Raw genomic sequence first — 22742 nt, 5'->3', positions numbered from 1 at the left:
AGCAACGCATTCAATGTGAGTGTGTTGCTTTTTGATTTGGTGAAATTTATACTCTACAAACCGGGATAAAACATCAGTTTTTTGGATTTTCTATTTTATTAGTTCATCACCACAATATGTAATTTTCCTGTACAAAGATGTGCAAAAATCATTGATTTACTGATTTTTCCTCACAAACGTAAATACGGTATGTTCAGAAAAAAATCAAGTACAACTTTTGGTGATGAACCCTTTTAATGGTTGGTCTTTCTTAGATTCTTTTTTCTTCTTACTCTTTGTTTTCAAGTATTTATAGTAACCCGATTTTGAAATCTGTAGTTTTTTACATATTTTAACGACTGGATATTTTGTTTTGAGCTCGTCTACTACTTTGAACTTCGCTGTCTTCCCTCCCTTTTCAAGATTTGCAGATACTTTTTTAAAATTTCATTCTCCATCTCTAGTTCTCGTATGATGAAATCCTTGTCCATTTCAGGATGATTTCTAACTTTTCGTTTTAGTCCTACTTCCCCATACATTTCAGATTCTTATTTTGCGCAATTCAGCTTAGTGTTCATCGGAATGCTAACATTGACTGTTACCGTCGGCGTCTATATAAACAAAAAGAAATAACCGTCCCCCCTCGACCAAAGGTGTGAAACGGTTATTTCTCTTTAGCTATTACACATCTAAAGGTCAGCCGCTCTTCTTGCGGCATGTAGTTGCCTGCTGAGTGTTCACCGCACTCAGCTTTTTTTATTTTATGAAGTATCTGCTTATATTATACAAATGATATAGCTAGTTTGACAAGTTGTGCCTGTCGCCCGTATGAGCAAAATGTTTGTGGGAGGAAGTGAAGTCCTCGTTTATATGGTTCAAGGGGATAAAAGAAGGGGGATGAGCAAAAAAGATGCAAAAAGGACTCTCTTCCTGTATTGTGATAGTGCAACCAAATCACCAAGGAGGTCAGAGAGTCCTGTGCAACAGTTTATCACAAGTGGACAAACATGAAAAGAGTTAGGAGCAGAATTGTTTTCGATGTTACAAAAAAATATGGAGACATGCTTCAACAGGTATTGGAATGGCTAGATGAAGAGCTAGCCAAGCAACGAGATGAAAAGCGTTATTACTTAAAAGATAAACGAACGGTACAGATGCAGACGTTATTTGGGGAGGTGGAGGTTCGACGCAATTCCTATTTGGATCGAGAAGAAGGCGTGTATACGTGCTTATTAGATGCGTCCCTCGGGTTCGATGGGGCAAAAGGAGTAAGTCCGTCCATTATTGGAGGAAACCGCCATCGAATTAGCTGTGACGGATCCTTTGTATTTCCAAGCGGCCGAAGCGCTAAAAAAGATAGTAGGCTATGCGGTGATGAGCCATGAAATGATTCGCCAACTTGTTTTACAAGCAACGGTGGAGACCCATCGCCCGATGGGAAGTGCAGAGGGAACGATGCACGTGTTTGCGAAGCGCGTAAAAGCTGGACGGAGTTGGTATGAAGAAGGGATTCGAACGTTTTTACATGTGATGGTAGCTGTGAAAGACGGGTTAACGATTCAGACGTGGAGAGGAGAGGTGGTCGTCGAGGAAGAGAGAGACAGAGCGATCTACACTCGTGAAAAAGGTAGTCAAGAATGCAGGAACAGTGGAGTTGGCAGTAGGTAATATTTTTCATCTCCAGCAATCATGTGGAACGCCTATATATGAAGCGTTGAAAGGGATTTAAAAAAGCAAAAAAGCAGGAGGAGAGGGTTAGGGAATTATTACAAAAATCAGGTTGATAAAATCATATATATCCATTCATTTGAGATAGAAAAAATCTCCCACAAACTCTTGACTCAATCCTACAGTAATATCACAGTTGAAAAATAAAAGGAGTTTATGTATAATAAAAGCAAGTAAATTTGTGTATAATTAAATTCAGTCAAAGCTTTCAGAGGATGGAACAGGCAGCCATCGCCCTTGTTGGAGATGCGGGAGTGCCACCCCGCCTAAAGCTTTGCCGATATGGTGGAGCCATAGCTCGTCACGTGCTATGGCTTCTTATCCTTTTTTGTATTCGATTAATGCCCCTTTTTTTACGTACTTTTTTACCTTTTCATCGGACATGATAAAAAGAGATCGAACATAGAAAACGCCATTCTTGCTAGCTCTGACCGCTACTAAAACATAGTCCTTTTTATTTTCAAAATCGAATACTTTGATATATTGAATTGATCTGTTTTGAGGATGTTTGGCTATATAGTCAGGATCAGATAAAATATTTGATAAATATTTAAAATACTTTTCAAAGTGGTTCGGATGTTCATTTTTCATGTGTTCGATGTTCGTTTTACTAAGCATGATGGGCATGTTTTCTGGCATGCTTAAACATAGCTTTCGGATGACTTGTTCATTTATTACGCCAACTTTTTGCGGCTTCATGACAATTCCCTCCTATTCTAGAAAGAAAAAAAGTTATGTATGGGGGATGAATCACTTATTTGCTTTGGAGGTTTCTATGCAATCGCCAAACTCGCTGTTCGCGATGGTAGAAAGATATTTTCCATAAAGCATATTTATTTCTCTTCTCATGTGTGAATGGTGTCAAATAAGTGAATCATGTTTTCGTTCCCCCATCCAGAAAACTTTTTTAATGGAATTTTGACTGTTTTTTAAAACCACTTTATTATTTCTCAAATGATTGAATATGTCGCTGTAAACTTGAGATGACCTCTTTAATTTGTGCGATTAGGCGTAAATCTTCTTGGCTAACATCCAAGATGTCAATCTCATTGGCTGTTTGACGCAGTTCTTTAATGGTATTATTCAAGATTGCAACGCATTTGTCGTGCAGAGTTCCTTTTTGTGTATCATAATCTTTATGATGAGCATCTTGATCTCTTATATCGTTTATACGGTAAACCCCTCTTCTAACGGATTCAATTTTTTTTCTTTGAGTCAAGTCATATAAACTTCCGGCAAATGTTCCTTCCGTGAAATCCCCATGACTAGCTCGTTTCATCACATATTCTTTAATCTCCTCTCTTGAATGTTCTTGACCATCAGCTAGAAACTCAAGCACATAAAATTTAATTTCTTCAGATTTGGAAGCGAACTTCATGAAGAAACCCCTCCTTTATTTATTTTGAAGAAACCCCTCCTTTATTTATTTTATTATAACCAAAACAAGAAGTCAACATGAACAAAAGAACAAAAAAATATTTATATATTACACAAAGAATAATAATAATAATTAAAATAAGGGGAATTTAAATATGATAATTAGTGACCGTGCATACACTTTAAAACAGTAATGTACGAGCATTTCGGGACTATGCTTCTCCTAAATTACCATGTACGAAAGGAAATGAAGAAATAATCAACGAATAAACGTATTTTTCGTTATGGGGATTGAGATATGAGGAATGTTTTCTATATACGTAATTAGTAAAGTGATGTTGAAAAGTGACCAAAATACATAGAAAATACCCCAAGCTTTTAAAGTTTGTCGAATAGGTTTCATCGAGAGGGAATCTGCTCAAAATTAAGAGCATTTTTAGGCCAATTTGTTATAGAGTAAAATAAGGTTGGAGGAATAAAAAATAAGATTTGTGAGGAAACGATTTCTTTTGTTCGCTTGACGAGCGATTTTGTGATAGCGCGCAATCGAATAAGGACACGACCGAGCCTCCAACCGTTGTTGTTCGTCTTTTCTTTTGAACACACAACGAGCATGTTGGAGCGATTAGTAGACAACCTTAAGAACCTTAAGTCATTGCTTTCACATTCCCTTACGATTTGACGCTTGTCTCCCGTCAATTTCTCTCGGTATTGGCGCAATAAACGATAGACGTGGTAGTGATCCATCAAATCAGCTGTGTGGTGGAAAGGGAAAAGTAATGTTTTGTTATACACAAACCAGTCGTGCATTTGGTCATGGTGTGATGCTATTTGTTTGTTTACACAGATGATCTAAAGAAATCCCATTTCCCTCGCTTTACATACAGCATGTTTGCTGTTTTTCGCACTTAGCTTTTTTAAAATTCGACTTACGTGGTTTTTTACTGTTTGTATAGATATCACTAAATGATTAGCGATTTCTTTTTGAGTATATCCTTGATCGATTAGTTTTAAAATGGAAATTTCAGTTTTCGTCAAGGAACATGTCATTTGTTCCTTTTTTCTTAACTTGCAAAATTCTTTTCTTATTTTATGTGCAATCGTTGGACGAATAGGAGAGCGATTTTCGTATGCGGCTCGAATAGCATCTATAATTTCATGAGACTCTGATTTTACGACATAGTCGATCGCTCCTGCCGTGTAAGCGTGGAAAATGATTGTATCTTCATCTGAAGAAGTAAGCATAATGATTTTTATTTCCTTTTTCATTTCCAATAGTTGAGCAGTTAATTCGATGCCGTCACAATTATCTTGTAAAAATATATCCATTAGCACAACATCCACGTCTTTTTTATTTATCGCTTTCAATGCTTCTTCACTGCAATGTGCAATACCGATTATTTTAATATCTTGATAGCAATTTAATTCTTCAGAAATGATTTGAATCCAGTCTTTATCATCTTCGATAAGTAATACACGAATAGTACTACGCATCTTTGTCCCCCGTTTACTTTAGAAAAGAGTACTTTGGAAATTTCAGTGAAAATGTTGTTCCGCATTTTTCACTCTCTACTTCGATAAATCCGCCATGCTGTTGAACGACATAGCAACAATACGTTAGACCGATTCCATAATTTTTACTTTTCGCTCGCTTCGTGGTAAAAAACGGTTCAAAAATATGTGGCAACGTTTGTTTGTCTATCCCTGTTCCTGTATCAGAAATTTGTATGATATGATAGCGAAAGCTTTCTTGAAAATGGACTTTAATGGTTCCCCCGTTTGGCATCGCTTCGATTGCATTTAATATCATATTCACAAATACTTCTTTAAATTGTTGCTTATCACAATAAAGGATAATAGTCGAGTCATAATTCGTTTCGATTTGAATTTGATTAAGCATGTGACGAATTGATGAAATACTCTCCTCCATAACTTCTTCCATGTTTTCACGTTTCTTCTCGGACGAACGAAAGGTGATTTTTGATTGGAATTTGGACAGTGTAGCTTGTAAATGTTGAACAACCTCCTGTATATTTTGAATGTTTGAAAGCAATTCATTATCATGTTGCTCGTTGGCGTATTGTTCCATCCGACGACAAAACAATTGAAGTTTACTTATGTCATTTTTTAATTTATGGTTAAGCATTGCTGTTCCAATAAATATAGATTGCATCGATTGCTTCCAATATAGACGATGAATGTTCAAACGAATATGCAATATCCCATATTTGAATAAGGAAACAATAAAAAAGCTAAAAGAAATAATAATCATATCCGTGTTATAGCGCCAACTATCGTGATCGCCGAAAGCACGTAAAATATAATTTGTTATTAATGCAAATGAGATTGGAGGAATAAAAATAAGATTTGTAAAGAAACGATTTCTTTTTGTAACTATTCACCCCCGTGCTAGTGTATAAAAAAGCCCAGCACAAATAGGGCATTTCGGTCATAGAAAATGCCCTAGGTAGCGGAAAGAACTCGATCGATCGTTTCGCCTGCCAACAGAAGACACAACGAGTCCCACACGTTTTTTTCGTGTTTCGTAAGTGTGGAAACGATGCTTCTTGCGATGCAAAACGACTGCGCGAACGTTTCGTCACGAAATGTACCCGAGATGTTCTCTTTGACTTTGACCATGCGAAGATCTCGCTCGGCTTGGTTATTGTCAAAGGGAACATGCACTTCACATAAGAAACGCAGCGCTTCTTCCTTTCGTTTTTGAAGCCGTCGAATAAAAGCGAGTGCTTTTTTCGGAAGAGGTGTCATCGTTTCCAATCGGTGCTGTGCTTTCGCTAGGATACGATCATACACTCGTTCCCATCGTTTCGCTTCTTCTTCGGAAAGTGCACCGTGATGCGCTTCGACTGCCTGTTTGGCGGCTAACAGAAACGTGGTCATGCGCGATGCCCATGTATGGCCTTGTTCGATGAAGCCTTTTAGCTCACGTAAATGATGGGCATGGCAAAGAGCATGTGTGGCTTTCGTGTATCTCGGATACGTACCGAATGCATCATGCATCATCGTCCCTTTGTATTGTGGAAGAATCCCGATCTCATCCGTTGCTTTCTTTCCACGAGAAGCGTGAAAAGCCAAGTACGTATATGTCGACGTACATGCGACATGCACCCATGCGAGTTTACCATTGATGCGCAAACTCGTTTCATCGACATGCAAGATGTTAGAGTCAAGTAAGGCGTCTTCGATCATGTCCATATTGGATTCCAGCGCTTCGCGTCCTCGTTTCACCATATTGGCAAGGGTTCCTGTACTAACCGAGTGTTGATATAACGCTTCGATTGTATCACTTAAACGCTTGTAAGGGATCAATTGGATATGATGCAAATAAACAACGAGCGCAGTAAGACGTGGACCGTATTGCACATGATTCGTGACATGTGGTGGAAACTCCGCTTGTTGCACGCATCGACAATGCGGACATGATTTCACTTCACGCTCATGTTGTGTCACTTCAATCGACACGGGAGGCAGATCAAACACTTGACGGACATCGACTTTGAACGGTTTGACGTCACGCAAAGAAGCCCCACATCCTTGACACGTATGTACGCGATGGACGACACGATGATGTGGATGTTCCACTTGACGGAGCGTCGTCCCCTCATGTCCCTCTTGCCCACCGGGCTTTTTGCCAGACGGCTCGCGGGAGGAACGCTTTTTCTCAAAACGGTCAGAAGATGGGGGCAAATGGCTATTGGAGCTGTTTTTTTTCGTGCGTGCTTCCAGCTCTTGAACGCGATGCTTGAGTTGTTCATTTTCTTTGCGTAGCTGTTTGTTTTCTTGACGCAAATGTTCATTTTCTTGAATGAGTTGATGAATGAGCTGTTTTTGTTGTTGGACTTTGCCGATTAAGCCCTCAACTGTAAATACAGCTTGTTGTACCGTCAACATGTGATTCACCTCCTTGTCTATCAATATTCACATCATAGACAGGAAAAGCAAAAAATATTCAGCTCACTTTATGATGTGGCTGAATAGTTACTTCTTTTTAATATAGGGTGTGTTTCCTTTATATAAGACAATAAAAGAAGACATATTCCAAATACAATATAAGGTGCTACCCACCATAATGCGATGTGGTAAGGGACAGAAATTGGATATATCGGGTATTTTATTGCCATAAATAAAATTGGTGTTAAAAGAATGTATGTTAATCGCTTTTGATAAATCAACGAAAAAAGTCCAGAATATGTAATCGAAAACATAAGAAACGCATAAGGTGTTACATAATGGCAAATGAATGATAGTAAATCTACGATGAGCTTTACAACGGTAGAGGAAGCGGAGTACGGCATCATATTTTCTTCGATGACAACAGATAATCCACCGAAACCACCGACAAAAGCAATAACGCTTGCCCATTTTGAGGCTGAATTTTTATGGTCTATAAGTAAAACAATCGCTCCACCAATCCATAACAGTACGAATAATAGAAGCAAAATCATACACTCCTTGGAGATAGTGAAAGTGTACGGTGAATAAAGGACAACACATCATTGGCAATTTTTTTTCGGTGAAAAATAATGCCAGCGTGTCCGCAACGATAAGAAATAAAGTTTGAGATGTTCCATGCTTGTTGTAACGCTAAGGCATCTTCAAAATGGACGTATTGGTCATATCGTCCGGCAATGAATAAAATACGATTTCGATCGATCTTCGGTTTTTGGGAAATTGGTTCGAGAATTTCCCAATATTCTTTCAGCATATCATAAGTAACTCCATTGTTTTGCAAGTCTTGCTTAATGTATTTCCCAATCGGTGTATGCCAAACAGCATAGGATAAACTATTGGCATACATAATAGAAATAACCGCATCAGCATATTCCTCGACGGTAGCGACTAGGTTCGTCATTAGCCCCCCTAAACTTACTCCGACTAAGATGACGCTTCCACCTTTGTTTTGTTTAATCCAGCGAATAAGTGAGCGAATTTCCATGACAGCTTGCCTAACCGAAAAAATAGAGCGTTCTATATTTGCACTAATCATATATTCCCCGCTATATGAGGAATACGCTCTATCAAAATGGAAAGGAAGCATCATCTGCCACATATGAAATCCCGATTTGTTGAAAGGTTTTAGAAACAATCGGTTGATTTTCTCCCATTGATCCATTCTCCAACCATGGACAACAATAACGTGAATAGGAGATTGAGAAGAGTGGAAATAAACATTTCCTTGAACTCGATCATTTATTTCATTCCCGAATTTCATTGGACTTTGAAATGAAAAACGTTGAATTTCATAATTCATTTGTTTATGCATATGCTCAAAGTGAACTTCTGGTACGTCAGGTGTCGGATACACGATATCCCAGTTTGCCTGTTCAAGAAGTGATCGATCATAACGCGTAAATTGCGACTGCTGACTTTTTTGACGATGTAATAAATACAAACCCATTCGATCTAATGAATGTGCCATCCACTTACGAATACTCTCACTTCCCTTTGACAGAAAGGTAAAAAATGACGATTTCATGGTAGCATGACTTACAAGAAAGTTCAATATATTTTTTAAAAATTTACCTTTAATAACTTTTATTTTCCTTTAAGGGGAAAGGTACTAAAAAAATTAGTACTTTACAGTTTGGGGTGATGGGGATAAAATGGTGTCGTATACATAAATCTGGAAATTATGGAGGGGTGAGTCATGAAAGAGTTGAAAGCTGATGAGCTAGTATCAATTGATGGAGGAATTAGTGCTTGCGGAAAAGTTTCTGTTGCTGCATTTGCTCATACAGCGGCGTTTACAGGGCTTATGACCTTTGCTGGTGTAAGTGGACCAGTAGGTTGGGTGCTTGGTACTTTCGTAGGGGGAGCATGGTTGGGCGCTTCGGCTGCGGCGGGTTGTTTGAAATGATTAAAAAAGAAGGAATAAGCCTTTTTTCAAGGGGAAGTTTTCAGCAACTGACGTTTCTTATACTTCTCTCCCCTCTTTTTGTAAATTCACTATATAACGGGAATAAAATACTCTTTATGTGGCTCGTTATACTAATCACGTTTAGTAACCTAGGATTAGAGTTTTTTTTGACTAAAAAAAGGGGGAGAAATCCCAAAGAGTATATCGGGATCTTTACAATTGCAAGTATACCAATTAATATGGTGATTTTACTGTTATTCGCTACTTAAAATTGAGAATATAAAAAAATTAGAGAAGAGTGACAGAGGTGAGTAAAAAAACTTATTTATTGCTTGTAATCGTATTTTTTATACAGATGATAGTTCATGGAATACCTTTATTCTCTAACAAAGAAGGTTTTTCAGATAAAAAAATAGTGCTATTGATAGTTTCTTTTTTGGCATTTTCTATTTCTTTTTTTATGTATATGAAGAAAAAAACAAATTAGAAGGATGGATGAGAATGTTCCAAGAATTGAATCATGTTGAGTTGCAAGGTATTGATGGTGGGTCATGGAAATCACATGTTGTTAATTTGGTAGGAGTAGTATCTGGATTTGGAACCACTGGAGCTGTAATTGGTGGATCGTTTGGAGGTCCGCTTGGCGCAGCCGCAGGAGGATTTGTAGGTGCACATTATGGGGCAGTCGCATATGCAATCGGTGTTCTTCTTGACTCTTCTAATAGGAGAAAATGATCAGGGAATAGCACAACAATGCTTTTGAAAATTAAGATCAAAAAAATATGGAAGGGGTTGTTTTTACTATGGAGTTAATGTTAGAAAAAAACGGTTCTATTTCCTTTCTTTCTGAAGAGGAATTAAAAGAAATAGATGGTGGACGCGGTTCATGGACTAATGCAGTTATTGGCGCCGGAACGCTATCTCCAATAGTAGCATCAGCAGTCAGAGGAGCGCAACAAGGGGTCCGATTTGGAAGACTGGGTGGTCCATGGGGAGTTGTGGCAGGTGCAGTTGTCGGTGCAGTTGTTGGTGGATATCTTGGATATGATGGATAAACAGCCTCAATAAATTCTTAGTTTCCTCTATTCATGGTGTTAGTTAAGCACCATGAGTAGAGGAAGAAAGGGAGTTATCGTTGAAAGGGAATACGCACATTTTTGTTATGATCATCATTTTTATTAATATCCTGTTAGGTGCTTTCGTTATTGTTCTAAGGATCTGGGATCCATTGGCGTTTGCGAATTATTTTATGTTTTGTTTAATCGCTTATTTTTATTACGTGAGTAAAAAAAAGATTTATATCCCTTTTTTTATTTTTGAGTTGTTTCTGTTCTCGTTGCTGTGTATTGATGGACTGCTTCCAGAAGGAATCGTTGATGAATCGAATGAAGTGCAAAATACATTTATGATCGTAATAGGATTGATAGTTTTTGGATTTTTAGCATTTGAAACAGTAAAGATAATAAAGAGGGATGGTATGTGATTTTATAAATGTTCTTCTTTCATTTTTTAACTTTTTGAGGTGTAGTTACTATGCTTTCTTTTTTCAGCAAATACTACTGCATCAAACAACACGATATAAAAGACTGCGGTCCGGCTTGTTTGGCTACGGTATGCAAACAGTACGGTTTAAAAGTGCCGATATCGAAAATAAGGGAAGTTGCTGGCACAGATAAACAAGGAACGAATTTATACGGTTTAATTAAAGCTGCAGAGCAGCTTGGGTTTACAGCCAAAGGGGTTCGCGGGAATCAAGAAAGCCTTTTTCAACCTTTTCCATTGCCAGCGATTGCTCATGTTATTGTGAATCAAAGTCTACTGCATTACGTTGTCATTCATAAAATTACAAACAAAGAAATTGTTATTGCCGATCCGGCCGAAGGGTTAAAGAAAATGTCGCCTGAGGAGTTTTTTCAAATATGGACGGGGATTCTTGTATTGCTCGTACCAGCCCCAACATTTGAAAAAAGAGACGAAACGAAAGGATTATTTGAGCGTTTCATTGGCATGCTTAAGCCGCAAAAAGGCATTCTTCTGCAAATTTTTTTAGCGAGTGTTTTATTCACGATACTCGGAGTTGTCGGTTCTTTTTACTTTCAGTTTTTAATTGATGATATTTTATCAGAAAATCTCCAAAAAACGTTACATATTTTATCTATAGGCATGATTGTTTTATATACGTTTAAAGTATTGTTGAATGCATTTCGTACATATCTTTTAATTTATTTAAGCCAAAAGTTAGATCTTGGGCTTGTTTTAGGATATTATCACCACGTTTTGTCGCTCCCGATGAGTTTTTTCAATACGAGAAAAGTAGGGGAAATTATTTCAAGGTTAATAGATGCCTCCAAAGTTCGAGATGCCATTTCGGGTGCCACGTTGACAATTATGATTGACACGCTTATGGTCATCATCGGTGGTGCAATTTTGTATGCACAAAATTCGTTTCTGTTCGGTGTGACGGCCTTGTTAGTTCCGTTATATGCGTTGATTGTATGGGCGTTCCGTAAACCGTTTGAAAATGTCAATAGAAAAGAAATGGAGAAAAATGCGGAATTAACATCTTATATTGTAGAGTCAATGAACGGAATTGAGACGGTAAAGGCGTATAATGCGGAAGAAGAAGCGAAGTTTAAAACAGAGCAAAAGTTTATTTCGTTTCTAAAGACTGTATTTTCGCACGGGATGATGAACAATTTTCAATCATCATTAAAAACATATTTGCAACTTGTTGGAGGAATCATCATTCTTTGGGTTGGGGCAAATGAGGTACTAAAAGGAAATATGACGGTTGGACAATTGATTGCCTATAACGCTTTATTAGCGTATTTCCTTGAGCCAATTCAAAATTTAATTAATTTACAGCCAATGATTCAATCAGCCGTTGTTGCGGCAGATCGATTAGGGGAAATTTTAGATTTAGAAATCGAAAAATCAAACAATGAAGAGAAAAAAATAAAAGTGGAAAGTTTAAAAGGCGACATTGTTATGAGAGATTTACAATTTCGCTATGGGACAAGAGATGTCGTATTGAAAAATATTAACCTTCATATCCGTCAAGGTGAAAAAATAGCACTCGTCGGCGAGAGCGGTTCGGGAAAGACGACGCTTGTGAAGCTGCTTATGCGGTTTTATGACTATGAAAAAGGAGATATTTTAATTAATGATATCAATATTAAGGATATGGACTTAGAAAGATTAAGACGAAAAATTGCGTACATTCCACAAGAAAACTTTTTCTTTAGCGGGACAATTCAAGAAAATTTATGTTTAGGCATGGAGCAAGAAGTTTCGTTAGAGGAAATTATTGCTGCAGCGAAAGCGTGTCATGCCCATGAATTTATTAATCAACTGCCGTTACGTTATCAAACGATGCTTGAGGAAAACGCGTCTAATTTATCTGGCGGACAAAAACAGCGTCTAGCGATCGCAAGAGCGATTTTAAAAAAGCCTGATATTTTAATAATGGACGAAGCGACGAGCAATCTTGATTCGACAACAGAAAAAGCGATATCTGAAACGATTTATGAATATTGCAGTGAGATAACGACTATCATTATCGCCCATCGTTTAAGCACGATTATGAGATGTGACAAAATTTGTGTCATGGAGCACGGTCATATTATTGAAATCGGAACACACGATGAATTGATGAGTATGAAAGGAAAGTATTATGAGCTATGGAAAAATCAAATCCCATATGAATCCAGTCAATCGGTACTCATGTAAAGGGTGTGAAAAATGAACGTTTATATACGAGAGATAAGTGAGTTAACGGATAGTAGGGAGCTATTAGAAGCTAAACCGCATCCGTTTGTTCCTATTTTCATTTCTTTGTTATGTTTGTTTGTCATTTCACTTATATTGTGGGCTTACTTCGGAGAGATGGATGTTGTTGCGAAAGCGAAAGCTGTTGTTCGACCAAACGAAAACGTTAGTACAATTCAGACGTCTGTATCTTCAAAGATAAAGCGTGTCAACTATGTACAAGGAAAGAAAGTACAGGTGGGAGATGTATTACTTGAACTAGATGCAAGCGAACTTGATGTTCAAAAACAAGTGGTTGAGCAACAATTTGAACAAGCGAAAGAAGAATTGGAGCAGCTACGTACGTTTAAAAAAAGCGTCGAGCAACATAGGAATTTATTTAAAAAAAATAACAATGACTATTACGAAGCGTACATGAAGTATGTTGTAGATTATGAGAAACTGAGCGGTGAACTGAGGCAAATTCGATTAGGATTAATGAAAGAGACACAAGAGTTGCATCGCTCACAAAATGAGGCAAAGGAAAAAGAACAAGTACTTTTTGCGACGCAGAGAGAGCAGAAAATCACTATCCAATCGTTATACGAAGAAACAGAACGGTTGCGTGATGTTATTCAAAATTTACAACGTCTTGAAAAAAGCTATTTAGAAAATAAAAATTATGTAGCGAGTGCTACATCAGTTTATGCGAATCAATACATAGACTTTCACCAAACGGTTTTCAAACTACAAAAAGCGTTACAGCAAAAGAAAGATGAGTATAATCGCTTCGTTTTTTTAGGCGAACAATACATTCCAAAAAGTAAAATTGAGCAGAGTAGAATAGAGTATGAAATGGCTAAATTGGATTTAGAAAATTATATAAACGGAAAATTACAATCGGTTCGGTTAGAGATAGAGAGGAATAAGCAGAAGTTGAATGAACTCACTATTCAATTACAAAAGTTGAAAAATGCGAATACAATCGAACCACAGTTACAAGGTATTCAATTATTAAAAAACGACTTGCAGCAGAAAACGAAATCGCTATATCAAGAAATTTCTTTGCAGCAGGAGCTGGAGGAAATCTCATTAGCAAAATTTAAGACAGATAAACTAGTAGAGATTAATGAAGCGATAAAGCAACAGGAAAAGCTAGTGAAAGATCTTGAAGGAAAGAAAAAAGACATTGAAGTTCAACTTCGAAACTATCGCATTATTGCACCGATTAATGGAGTTGTCAATATTATAAAGGACGTGAATGAGGGAGATATTATTCACCCCAATGATCCGATTTTAACGGTCATTCCAGATCGACAGTCCCAATATAAAATGATCATTTATGTACTGAATAAAGATATAAGCAAAATGAAAGTTGGTGATAAAGCAAACTATCATTTTGCTGCTCTTCCATATCGAGAATATGGGGAGATCGAGGGAAGAATTGTACGAATAAGCACAGATTCAACGGTTAATCCAGAGGACGGGATAAGCTACTATATCGTGGAAGCAACAGTTCCAAATGAAAGTTTGCAAAGTTATAAAGGAAAAAAAGCAAAGATTAAAGTTGGAATGCAAGCAGAAGCAATTGTTGTTACAGATTCGAAAAAAATTTTGCATTATCTTTTAGAAAAGATAAATTTAAAAGAATAGGAGTGGAAACATGAGTGAATTACTGCAAAAGGAGCAAGAACAAACATCAGTTATAGAAGGAAGAGAAGATGTGTTGTCATGGAAAACAATGATTTTATTTTTTCTTTCGTTTTTTGGAATGTCCTTTGCGGTCGGCTTTATTTTTGGCATTATTGGTGGTGTAACAAATAATGAAGGAATTATGAATATATTTGAAGGGTATATGGGGCTCCTTTTTGATGCGCTTATGTTTGTTGCTGTCCTCTTTTTATTTAAAAAAGTTCGTGTCTTTCTTAAAGGAAGTTTTGACAAAAAGGCAATTTATAAAGGAAAAACGTATTTGTATATCATACTGGCGATTTTTGTGACATTTGTGATGCAATTTCTTTCATTCCGTGTGATTGGATTTGAAAACCCGGAAGCACAAGGGAAAGTAATGGGGCTGCAAGGAGCACAAAGTACCCTCGATTTCGTTCTGATAGGGTTAGCCGTTATCCTTGTATCGCCAATTAAAGAAGAACTTTTGTTCCGCGGTGTTCTCCATCGTTTTTTGGAGAAAAAGTATCATTTTTATGTAGGGCTTATTGTATCGTCTATTTTATTTGGGCTAGCACACTTCAGTTATCCTGTAAATGGTGCGGTCATAGGGATAATTACTGTCGTACTTTATCGATTAACGCAGTCATTATACACTTCAATTTTTTATCATGTCATTTGGAACGCCTTTGTTTTTATTACGATATTGCTTAGTTAGGGGAGAAGGTATGTCAAAGGTAAAGCTATGTTTTTTCATATTTATATTTGTTCTTTTCCCTATGCATGTAAAGGCAAGTGAAGTAAGCCCAAGACAATTGGCATTGAATGATGTTTTAGACGAAGGTGTAAAGCAATCAAACGATGTTCTCGTTTATACGTATAAGTGGGCGATGTTAAATGCACAAAAAGAAGCTGTTCGTGAAAGTCTAAATGAGCTAAAGGAACCGACATTAGAGCCGTTAAAATTGTTACCAACGACGAGAGAGTACTTTTTGACGCTATATCCAAACTATGAGCAAGCATCTGAAGAAGAAAAACAAGTGATTGATCAACAAATTGCTATTCAAATTGCTATTAACCAATCGCTTAATATAATCATTCAGCAAAACTACCAAGCTTCTCAAGAACAGTTAAAGGCTTTACAAAAAGATATACAGGAAAAGAAAAAGCAGTTAGCATCGCTAATAAAAGAATTAGAAAGTAGCCAAAACGTAACGAAAATTGATGAACAAGAAGCCAAGGAGTTTGTTCGATATCAACTTGCGAAAAATTATATTTCCGTTTTGTCATACGATGAACAAATCGCTTATTTACAAAAAGAGATTCAATTTTTAGCTGAAGACGTAAAGCGAGTAGAAGCAATGGTCAAGATAGGAGAGGCGAGTAAAGACGAGTTGAGAAAAAAACAACGGGAATGGAAAAATAGGAAGCAGGAGCTAGAAGCTGTTCAGAAAGAAAGAGTGATGTTAGAGTTCCAACTAAAAGTGGACTTAAATATTCCGATGACACAGCAAGTTATGTTTCAACCTATCCCTAATTCTTTTTTTCGTAAGATTGAGGCGCCAAAAGATATGAAGAATCTTCTTCAGCGTTCCTTCACCTATTTAAAGAAGCAAGAAAGTCTTAAATTAGCCAATGATAAAAAAGAACAGGCAACCAACCAAATCGAGAAGCAACAAATGGAGCAGTATGTAAAAATGGCAGAGGCTGAATTGAATGCGACAGCGAAAAATCTAGAAAAATTTTTAGCTAAACGATACAATGAATTTGATCGTTCATATGCAAAATACGAAGATGCATATGATGTGTATCAACAAACGTTGTCAGAGCAAGACTATTACGAAAAACAATGGAAAATCGGTTTGATCTCCGAACATGACTATAAAGGATTGATGTTGAATGTTGACAAAGCGAAGAGGGACTACATGTTAGAATTAATGTCGTATTATTTGCTACAGATAGAAGAAAAGCAGTTTTATAATGGATATATTCCTTTGCCATGAGTGGCACAAAAGAGGGTGTCAACTGCCGTATACGGAACTGTACGTACAGTGGTGTGAGAGGACGGAGGTTAATCACCTCCTCCTAATGGGATGTTGATGTGGAATAGTGTGGATGTGAAGCAGATTTACGATCATGATGAACGAGAGGAAGAAGAGTATTATAAATAAACAAAAAATTCAAAAAGTTTTGTTGAAATTTTCGAAGTTTTTATGTACGATAATTGGTAAGTGAGACCGTTTGTTACCCCCTTACTATACCCCTTTGTGCAAACGGTTTCACTTTATAAGTAATTTAAGAAGAGGAGGAAAAGATCGTGGGGAGAAGATGGAAAAAGCATTTTGCTTATTTCTCAATCTTTTTGCTTCTTGTGCAATTGTTTTCATTTAGTGCAATCGTTCGCGCTAATGAAAACGTGCAAAGCCCTGTTGTAAACGGGAATGAAGTGATGTTCCGTTATGTCGGCACAGGGGAAGAGCAGTCTGTGCTTTTAGCCGGATCGTTTAACGACTGGCAAACAAGCGGAGACAAAAAGATTGAATTAACAAAAGAAAGTGACCATATATGGTCAGTAACAAAAACGCTTCCAAACGGAACGTATATGTACAAGTTTGTTGTGGATGGGGCTTGGAAGCCGGATCCATTAAATAAAAATCAAGAAGATGATGGGTATGGCGGGAAAAATAGTGTCGTGACTGTCGGCTCGCCTGTTCAACAACAACGTATTGTCACGCTTGTTGGCAACTTGCAAGATGAGTTAGGACATACAGGCGAATGGGATCCAAAAGCGACGGCTACAGTAATGACGCATGAAGGCGATGGATTGTACACGTTTACAGGAACACTTCCAGCCGGTACGTATGAGTACAAAATCGCAATGAACGGCAGCCGGGATGAAAATTACGGTGCTGGTGGACGTGGGGGCGCCAATATTTCACTGACGTTAGAAAAAGAAACGGAAGTGACGTTTTACTATCACGACCGCACGCACGCGATTGCTGATTCTACATGGTATACGCCAATCCCAAAAGAGAAGCAACCGCGGTTAGTCGGAACGATTTTGCCAGCGATCGGTTATGAAACGGAAGTAAACGGATGGACACCTGAAACATCAACAGCCTTTCTTGTCGATGATAACTTTGATTCTATTTATACGTTCACGGCACGTGTGCCGAAAGGGATGTATGAATTTAAAGTGACATTAGGAAATAGCTGGGCCGAAAACTATCCGCAAGACAATGCGAAATTAAACGTATTGGAAGATGCGACTATTACGTTTTTCTTTAACGATAAAGAAAAATTGTTATATACAGACTATAGCCCAACTGGCTCAGATGGAGCGGTTCAAAAAGATCGTTTAACGCATAACACATGGGATTCGCTATATCGTCAACCGTTCGGTGCAGTAAAAGCAGGGGAAAGCGTGACGCTTCGACTAGCAGCGAAAAAAGGCGATTTAACAAAAGCGAACGTATATGTGAAAAATACAACGACAGGAACAGCGAAGTTATATACAATGAACAAAGTCGGTGTCATCGATGATAATGAGTATTGGGAAGCAACGTTTACGCCAGAAGATAAAGGATTGTATGGATATAAGTTTATTGCGATGGACGGTTCAGCGAAAGCAGAATATGGCGAGGATACACAAGAAGGTCAATGGGGACGGGCGGTTGATAAAAATGCCGAATTGTTTCAGTTGACTGTATATGATCCAAACTATCAAACGCCAGATTGGATGAAACATGCGGTCGTATATCAAATTTTCCCTGACCGTTTCTTTAATGGCAATCCAAACAATGACGATGCCAAATCGAATGCGCGAGGAAATGAACCAGCTGAACATCGTGAATGGTCTCAGCTTCCTGACAATCCGCGCATGAAAGGAACGGCTGGATATGATGGGGACGGCATTTGGTCGAACGACTTTTTCGGAGGAGATATTGCAGGAATTGAACAAAAGCTTGATTATTTACAATCTCTTGGGGTGAATACAATATATTTAAATCCAATTGCACACGCTCCATCGAATCATAAGTACGATGCGAACGACTACAAACAACTCGATCCGATGTTTGGTACACCGGAAGAATTTCAGTCATTTGTGCAAGCGGTTGCATCACGCGGCATGCACTTAATTTTGGACGGTGTATTTAATCACGTATCAGATGATTCCATTTACTTTGATCGATACGGTAAATATAAAACAGTCGGTGCGTACGAATATTGGTCAGCTGTATATGATCTCATGAACGAAAAAGGATTATCAGAACAAGAAGCACGTGCTCAAGTTGAGCAAAAGTTCAAAGACGAAGGGCAAGAATTTAGTCCGTATGGTTTTCACCTATGGTTCAATATTGAAAACGAAAAGGTGAACGGCGTATATAAATATCAATCGTGGTGGGGATTTGATAGTTTGCCAGAATTCAAATCGATTGATGGGAATAAAGTGCCATACGCGAGCGAATTAAACAACGAAAAGCTTGCGAACTACATTTTTTATGAAGACGATTCCGTCGCAAAAAGTTGGTTGAAAAGAGGGGCTTCCGGCTGGCGTTTAGATGTTGCCAATGAAGTCGATACAGAGTTTTGGCGAGAGTTTCGTAAAGAGTTGTTGGAAGGGGACTATGATCGCGGGCCGACGCTTCAAGACGGAGAACAACCGTTAATTCTTGGAGAAATTTGGGATGATGCGTCCAAATACTTCTTAGGCGATCAATACGATTCGGTTATGAACTACCGTTTCCGTGGGGCTGTGTTAGACTTTTTGCGAAACGGAAATGCGGAAGATATTGATGCGCGTTTAACAGCGATTCGCGAAGATTATCCGAAAGAAGCGTTTTACGCGCTTATGAACTTAATTGGTTCACACGATACAGCGCGCGCGGTCTTCTTGCTTGGAAATGGAACAGATTCATATGAACGTGCCGAGCTTGATCCAAACTACAATGAAGAGCTCGGTAAAAAGCGGTTAAAACTTGCGGCCATTTTACAAATGGGCTACCCAGGGGCGCCAACCATTTATTACGGTGATGAGGCGGGCGTGACAGGTTCAAAAGACCCAGACGATCGTCGTACGTATCCGTGGGGAAGTGAAGATCAGCAATTGATTGCACATTATCAAAAAGTAGGTGCTATTCGTACAGCGCATCAAGATGTATTGGCAAAAGGGACGATTGAGACGGTATATGCTAAAGGGGATGTATACGTCTTTGCTCGTCAATATGAAAATGATGTGGCACTTGTTGCGGTGAACCGTAGCAATAGTGAACAGACGGTCGAACTTGATGCCGCTTCACTCATTCCGAACGGAGTGGAACTTGTAGACGAACTGCACGATTCATACGATGTAACTGTGGCGAATGGAAAAGTGACGTTACGTGTTCCAGCGATGGACGGTCGAATGTTATTTGGAAAAGTAACCGTTGATCTCCCGAATAAAGTAACAAACGTGCAAGCGACAGAGGGGATCGGTCAAGTCGAGCTCACGTGGGAAGGCGATGCCGAAACGTACCGTATTTATCAATCCACATTAAAAGGTGCAGGTTATCAACTTGTCAAAGAAACGAGCGAAAAAACTGTTGTGATCGACAATTTGAAAAACGGTACTGCATATTACTTTGCGATTACAGCTGTTGATGCAAATGGAAATGAATCCGTGAAAGTAGAAACAAGTCGCGTTGTACCACATTATCCATTAACAGAAGAGCACGTTGCCTTACTTTCCGAAGTGAACGATGGAGTACTTGATTTAGCTACGCCAATTATAGTTGAAGCAAAAGTGCAAATGGCTGATGTAACGAAACATGGACTAGCTGATGGTCTTCAAGCGATTTTACAAGTAAAAAAGCCGAATAGCGACAAGTGGGAAGACGTGCAAGCTGTGTATGATCGTCAAGATGGTGAAGCAAACGTATTCCGTGCATCCTTCACTCCATTACAAGCGGGAACGTACACGTATCGCTATGGATTTACGACAAATATGGGTGGAGACTGGGTGTACACGAACGAAAAAACATTTATGCTTAACGCAAATACAGAAGATACACAAGCACCAGCAAAAGACATTCAGCTCGTTCAACCAGAAGTTGAATCAGGTCAAGTCAATTTATTATGGTCGTTCGTTGACCGTGATGATGATGCATATATGCTTGTCATTGAGCGTAACGGTCAAGTCGTTCATACGACGACAACGGTTAGTACATCGTTTACTGATTACGATGTAGAAAACGGAAAAACATACACGTATGTTGTGAAGTTGTATGACCGCGCTGGAAACTTCGTGTCATCAAATGCGGTGGAAATTACACCGGACATTGTCATGGTTCAAGTGACATTTAAAGTGAAAGCACCAAGTTATACACCGTTAGATACGCGTATTACAATTCCGAACAGCATCAACGGCTGGAACACAGGAGCATGGGAAATGACGCGCGGTGGAGCCGTAACGCCAGATTGGGAGTTTACAACGGAGCTACAAGAAGGCGAAACGATTATTTATAAATACGTAAAAGGTAGCTCATGGGATCAAGAAGGATTAGCTGATCATACACGTGACGATCAATCGGATGATGATGTTAGCTATTACGGATACGGTGCGATTGGCACGGATTTAAAAGTAACGGTGCACAATCAAGGCAATAACAAAATGGTCATTCAAGACTATATTTTACGTTGGATTGACATGCCTGTCGTTGTCGAAGATGTGAAAAAAGAAGGAGAACGCGTCACGATTAAAGGAAATGCGATTAAAGATGGCGTGTTAACGATTAATAAAGAACGTGTCACGATTCAAGACGACATGTCATTTACGTACACGTTCACACCAGCAGCTAATCAAAAAGAAGTGGCTATCCATATTGAAACGTCTGAACGAAGTCAGTCAGACATCTTTAAAAATGATGGCGGTGCCATAGCGAAAAATACGAAAAACTACGTATTAAATATCGAAACAAAACAACTGCGCGAAGGTGTATTGTCAGAAGATACAACACCGGGAAGTGGTACAACACCGGGAAGTGGCACAACGCCAGGAAGCGGCACAACACCGGGAAGTGGCACAACGCCAGGAAGCGGCACAACACCGGGAAGTGGCACGACACCAGGCAGTGGCACAACACCAGGCAGTGGCACAACACCAGTGAAGGGTGAGAACGGAGCGGTTGTTTTACAGCCGAAAGTGGAGATGAAAGAAAAAGACGGCAAAGTAGTAGAAAAAGTGGCAGCGATTTCAACAAATGAAGTGGAAGCGATTGTGAATGAACTGTCGAATGAAAAGAAACAAGTCGTCGTCTCTCTTGGTTCACTAACAAAAGGTGTAGCCACAAAAGTAGATGTGCCAGCTACATTATTTACACAAGTTGCAAATAAACAATCGGAAGCGACGATTGTGAGTGCAAGTGAACAAGCGACGTACAAATTGCCAGTCAAAGAAGTGCAAGCGTCTCTAGCAACAATTGCCCAGTCACTCGGTGCAACGGTAGAACAAGTAAGCATCTCGCTTGAAATGAGAGTGAAAGATGCGCCATCACTGCGTGTGAAACCGTTGTCTGACGCGGTAGAGTTCCATATTGTGGCGAAGGCGAATGGAAAAGAACGTGTCATTGACCGGTTTACTCAATATGTTGAGCGCGAAATCGCGTTGAAACAATCGGTGGACGCTAGTCGTGCCATTGCGGTGCGCGTGAACGACGATGGTTCGCTGACACCAGTACCGACAACGTTTGTTGGCGGCAATAAAGCCGTCGTCAAGTCGTTGACGAACTCGACGTATGTTGTTGTGGAAGGAACACATACGTTTAGCGACATCCAATCACATTGGGCGAAAGGTTATATTGAAACACTCGCGGCAAAACAGCTTGTCAAAGGAATGACGGACACAACATATCGACCAAATGATCGGATGACGCGTGCGCAATTTGCGGTGTTGCTCGTACGTGCGCTAGGGTTACCGAGTGAAACATATGACGGTCGCTTTGCCGATGTGAACGGAACAGAGTGGTTTAACAAAAACGGTGAGTTAGCGTCAGCAGTCAAGTTCGGGATCATTCAAGGAAAGACAGCTCATATGTTTGCACCGGATGAGCCGATCACTCGCGCACAAGCAGCCGTCATGATCGAGCGGGCATTAAACCTTTCGTTCGTTGGCTATGATGAAACAGCAAAAGGTAAAACGAAAAAAGGGACAGATTTCCGCGATGCAAAACAATTGCCAACATGGGCAAAACAGGCGATTGAAGCCGTATACCAAGCAGGCATCATGCAAGGACGGGATAGCGGAAACTTTGACCCAGCAAGTCATATGACACGTGCCGAAATGGCGAAGGTGTTAGCTGAGTTTTTAACAAAAGTAAAATTGATGTAA

The 22742-nt window shown here is 39.0% G+C and carries 17 protein-coding genes; 10 read left to right on the top strand and 7 right to left on the bottom strand.

The genetic code is table 11. The annotated features are described in order from the left end of the window. The first annotated feature begins 986 nt into the window (after positions 1 to 986). Positions 987 to 1364, top strand: a complete 378-nt coding sequence (locus tag AFK25_RS15255) for a UPF0236 family transposase-like protein (RefSeq protein ID WP_240485048.1) — start codon at positions 987 to 989, stop codon at positions 1362 to 1364. Continuing rightward, positions 1291 to 1647 carry a UPF0236 family transposase-like protein gene (locus AFK25_RS15250; protein ID WP_240485049.1) on the top strand — a complete coding sequence of 119 codons (357 nt, stop codon included), beginning with the start codon at positions 1291 to 1293 and terminating at the stop codon, positions 1645 to 1647. Before AFK25_RS15255 ends, AFK25_RS15250 begins: the two co-directional genes overlap by 74 nt. A 378-nt stretch (positions 1648 to 2025) precedes the next feature. On the opposite strand, the gene AFK25_RS13420 is transcribed toward AFK25_RS15250, so the two are convergent. The 7 genes from AFK25_RS13420 to AFK25_RS13390 all read right to left on the bottom strand — a co-directional run bounded on the left by AFK25_RS13420 (position 2026) and on the right by AFK25_RS13390 (position 8524). Next, positions 2026 to 2406: a PBECR3 domain-containing polyvalent protein gene (locus AFK25_RS13420; RefSeq protein WP_035067546.1), complete on the bottom strand. Its 381-nt coding sequence runs from the start codon at positions 2404 to 2406 to the stop codon at positions 2026 to 2028. 244 nt (positions 2407 to 2650) lie between these two features. Further along, positions 2651 to 3085, bottom strand: coding sequence for a hypothetical protein (locus AFK25_RS13415; protein WP_012576112.1), 435 nt, complete (start codon positions 3083 to 3085; stop codon positions 2651 to 2653). Positions 3086 to 3936: 851 nt separating this feature from the next. Next, entirely contained in the window at positions 3937 to 4578 is a 642-nt protein-coding gene (locus AFK25_RS13410; protein ID WP_035067548.1) for a response regulator transcription factor, read from the bottom strand. A gap of 13 nt (positions 4579 to 4591) precedes the next feature. Further along, positions 4592 to 5257, bottom strand: a complete 666-nt coding sequence (locus AFK25_RS13405; RefSeq protein WP_240483483.1) for a sensor histidine kinase — start codon at positions 5255 to 5257, stop codon at positions 4592 to 4594. A gap of 290 nt (positions 5258 to 5547) precedes the next feature. After that, positions 5548 to 6996 (bottom strand): IS66 family transposase, encoded by a 1449-nt coding sequence (gene tnpC, locus AFK25_RS13400; RefSeq protein ID WP_049720885.1) that lies wholly within the window; start codon positions 6994 to 6996, stop codon positions 5548 to 5550. Between the two features lie 68 nt (positions 6997 to 7064). Further along, positions 7065 to 7544, bottom strand: a complete 480-nt coding sequence (locus AFK25_RS13395) for a hypothetical protein (protein ID WP_240485047.1) — start codon at positions 7542 to 7544, stop codon at positions 7065 to 7067. A gap of 2 nt (positions 7545 to 7546) precedes the next feature. Beyond that, positions 7547 to 8524 carry an alpha/beta hydrolase family protein gene (locus tag AFK25_RS13390; protein ID WP_019417539.1) on the bottom strand — a complete coding sequence of 326 codons (978 nt, stop codon included), beginning with the start codon at positions 8522 to 8524 and terminating at the stop codon, positions 7547 to 7549. Positions 8525 to 8752: 228 nt separating this feature from the next. Here AFK25_RS13390 and AFK25_RS13385 point away from each other — a divergent pair, with 228 nt between their 5' ends. From AFK25_RS13385 to AFK25_RS13335, 8 genes are all read left to right on the top strand, one after another. Next, entirely contained in the window at positions 8753 to 8962 is a 210-nt protein-coding gene (locus AFK25_RS13385) for a Blp family class II bacteriocin (RefSeq protein WP_012576108.1), read from the top strand. A gap of 501 nt (positions 8963 to 9463) precedes the next feature. Continuing rightward, positions 9464 to 9697: a Blp family class II bacteriocin gene (locus tag AFK25_RS13370; RefSeq protein WP_128713019.1), complete on the top strand. Its 234-nt coding sequence runs from the start codon at positions 9464 to 9466 to the stop codon at positions 9695 to 9697. Positions 9698 to 9765: 68 nt separating this feature from the next. Next, a complete protein-coding gene (locus AFK25_RS13365) occupies positions 9766 to 10017 on the top strand; it encodes a class IIb bacteriocin, lactobin A/cerein 7B family (protein WP_035066086.1) in 252 nt (83 codons plus the stop codon). A 478-nt stretch (positions 10018 to 10495) separates the two neighbouring features. Beyond that, positions 10496 to 12691 (top strand): peptidase domain-containing ABC transporter, encoded by a 2196-nt coding sequence (locus tag AFK25_RS13355; RefSeq protein WP_035066089.1) that lies wholly within the window; start codon positions 10496 to 10498, stop codon positions 12689 to 12691. Positions 12692 to 12703: 12 nt separating this feature from the next. Then, a complete protein-coding gene (locus tag AFK25_RS13350) occupies positions 12704 to 14362 on the top strand; it encodes a beta-barrel domain-containing protein (RefSeq protein ID WP_012576102.1) in 1659 nt (552 codons plus the stop codon). A 10-nt stretch (positions 14363 to 14372) separates the two neighbouring features. Next, positions 14373 to 15095, top strand: coding sequence for a CPBP family intramembrane glutamic endopeptidase (locus tag AFK25_RS13345; RefSeq protein ID WP_012576101.1), 723 nt, complete (start codon positions 14373 to 14375; stop codon positions 15093 to 15095). A 10-nt stretch (positions 15096 to 15105) separates the two neighbouring features. Then, a complete protein-coding gene (locus AFK25_RS13340; RefSeq protein ID WP_240483422.1) occupies positions 15106 to 16380 on the top strand; it encodes a TolC family protein in 1275 nt (424 codons plus the stop codon). A 314-nt stretch (positions 16381 to 16694) separates the two neighbouring features. After that, positions 16695 to 22742: a pullulanase X25 domain-containing protein gene (locus tag AFK25_RS13335; RefSeq protein WP_035066096.1), complete on the top strand. Its 6048-nt coding sequence runs from the start codon at positions 16695 to 16697 to the stop codon at positions 22740 to 22742.

The organism is Anoxybacillus gonensis (assembly GCF_001187595.1).
In the GTDB taxonomy this organism is placed as follows: Bacteria; Bacillota; Bacilli; order Bacillales; family Anoxybacillaceae; genus Anoxybacillus; species Anoxybacillus gonensis.
Note: the sequence above shows the minus strand (reverse complement) of the source record. Positions and strands in the feature narration are given on the sequence as shown.

Excerpts from the sequence above, each read along its gene's own strand:
- AFK25_RS13370 (WP_128713019.1), top strand. The coding sequence starts at position 9,464 with ATGTTCCAAGAATTGAATCATGTTGAGTTGCAAGGTATTGATGGTGGG.
- AFK25_RS13385 (WP_012576108.1), top strand. The coding sequence starts at position 8,753 with ATGAAAGAGTTGAAAGCTGATGAGCTAGTATCAATTGATGGAGGAATT.
- AFK25_RS13355 (WP_035066089.1), top strand. The coding sequence starts at position 10,496 with ATGCTTTCTTTTTTCAGCAAATACTACTGCATCAAACAACACGATATA.
- AFK25_RS13340 (WP_240483422.1), top strand. The coding sequence starts at position 15,106 with ATGTCAAAGGTAAAGCTATGTTTTTTCATATTTATATTTGTTCTTTTC.
- AFK25_RS13405 (WP_240483483.1), bottom strand. The coding sequence starts at position 5,257 with ATGCAATCTATATTTATTGGAACAGCAATGCTTAACCATAAATTAAAA.
- AFK25_RS13350 (WP_012576102.1), top strand. The coding sequence starts at position 12,704 with ATGAACGTTTATATACGAGAGATAAGTGAGTTAACGGATAGTAGGGAG.
- AFK25_RS13365 (WP_035066086.1), top strand. The coding sequence starts at position 9,766 with ATGGAGTTAATGTTAGAAAAAAACGGTTCTATTTCCTTTCTTTCTGAA.
- AFK25_RS13345 (WP_012576101.1), top strand. The coding sequence starts at position 14,373 with ATGAGTGAATTACTGCAAAAGGAGCAAGAACAAACATCAGTTATAGAA.
- AFK25_RS13415 (WP_012576112.1), bottom strand. The coding sequence starts at position 3,085 with ATGAAGTTCGCTTCCAAATCTGAAGAAATTAAATTTTATGTGCTTGAG.
- tnpC (WP_049720885.1), bottom strand. The coding sequence starts at position 6,996 with ATGTTGACGGTACAACAAGCTGTATTTACAGTTGAGGGCTTAATCGGC.
- AFK25_RS13410 (WP_035067548.1), bottom strand. The coding sequence starts at position 4,578 with ATGCGTAGTACTATTCGTGTATTACTTATCGAAGATGATAAAGACTGG.
- AFK25_RS13390 (WP_019417539.1), bottom strand. The coding sequence starts at position 8,524 with ATGGCACATTCATTAGATCGAATGGGTTTGTATTTATTACATCGTCAA.
- AFK25_RS13420 (WP_035067546.1), bottom strand. The coding sequence starts at position 2,406 with ATGAAGCCGCAAAAAGTTGGCGTAATAAATGAACAAGTCATCCGAAAG.
- AFK25_RS15255 (WP_240485048.1), top strand. The coding sequence starts at position 987 with ATGAAAAGAGTTAGGAGCAGAATTGTTTTCGATGTTACAAAAAAATAT.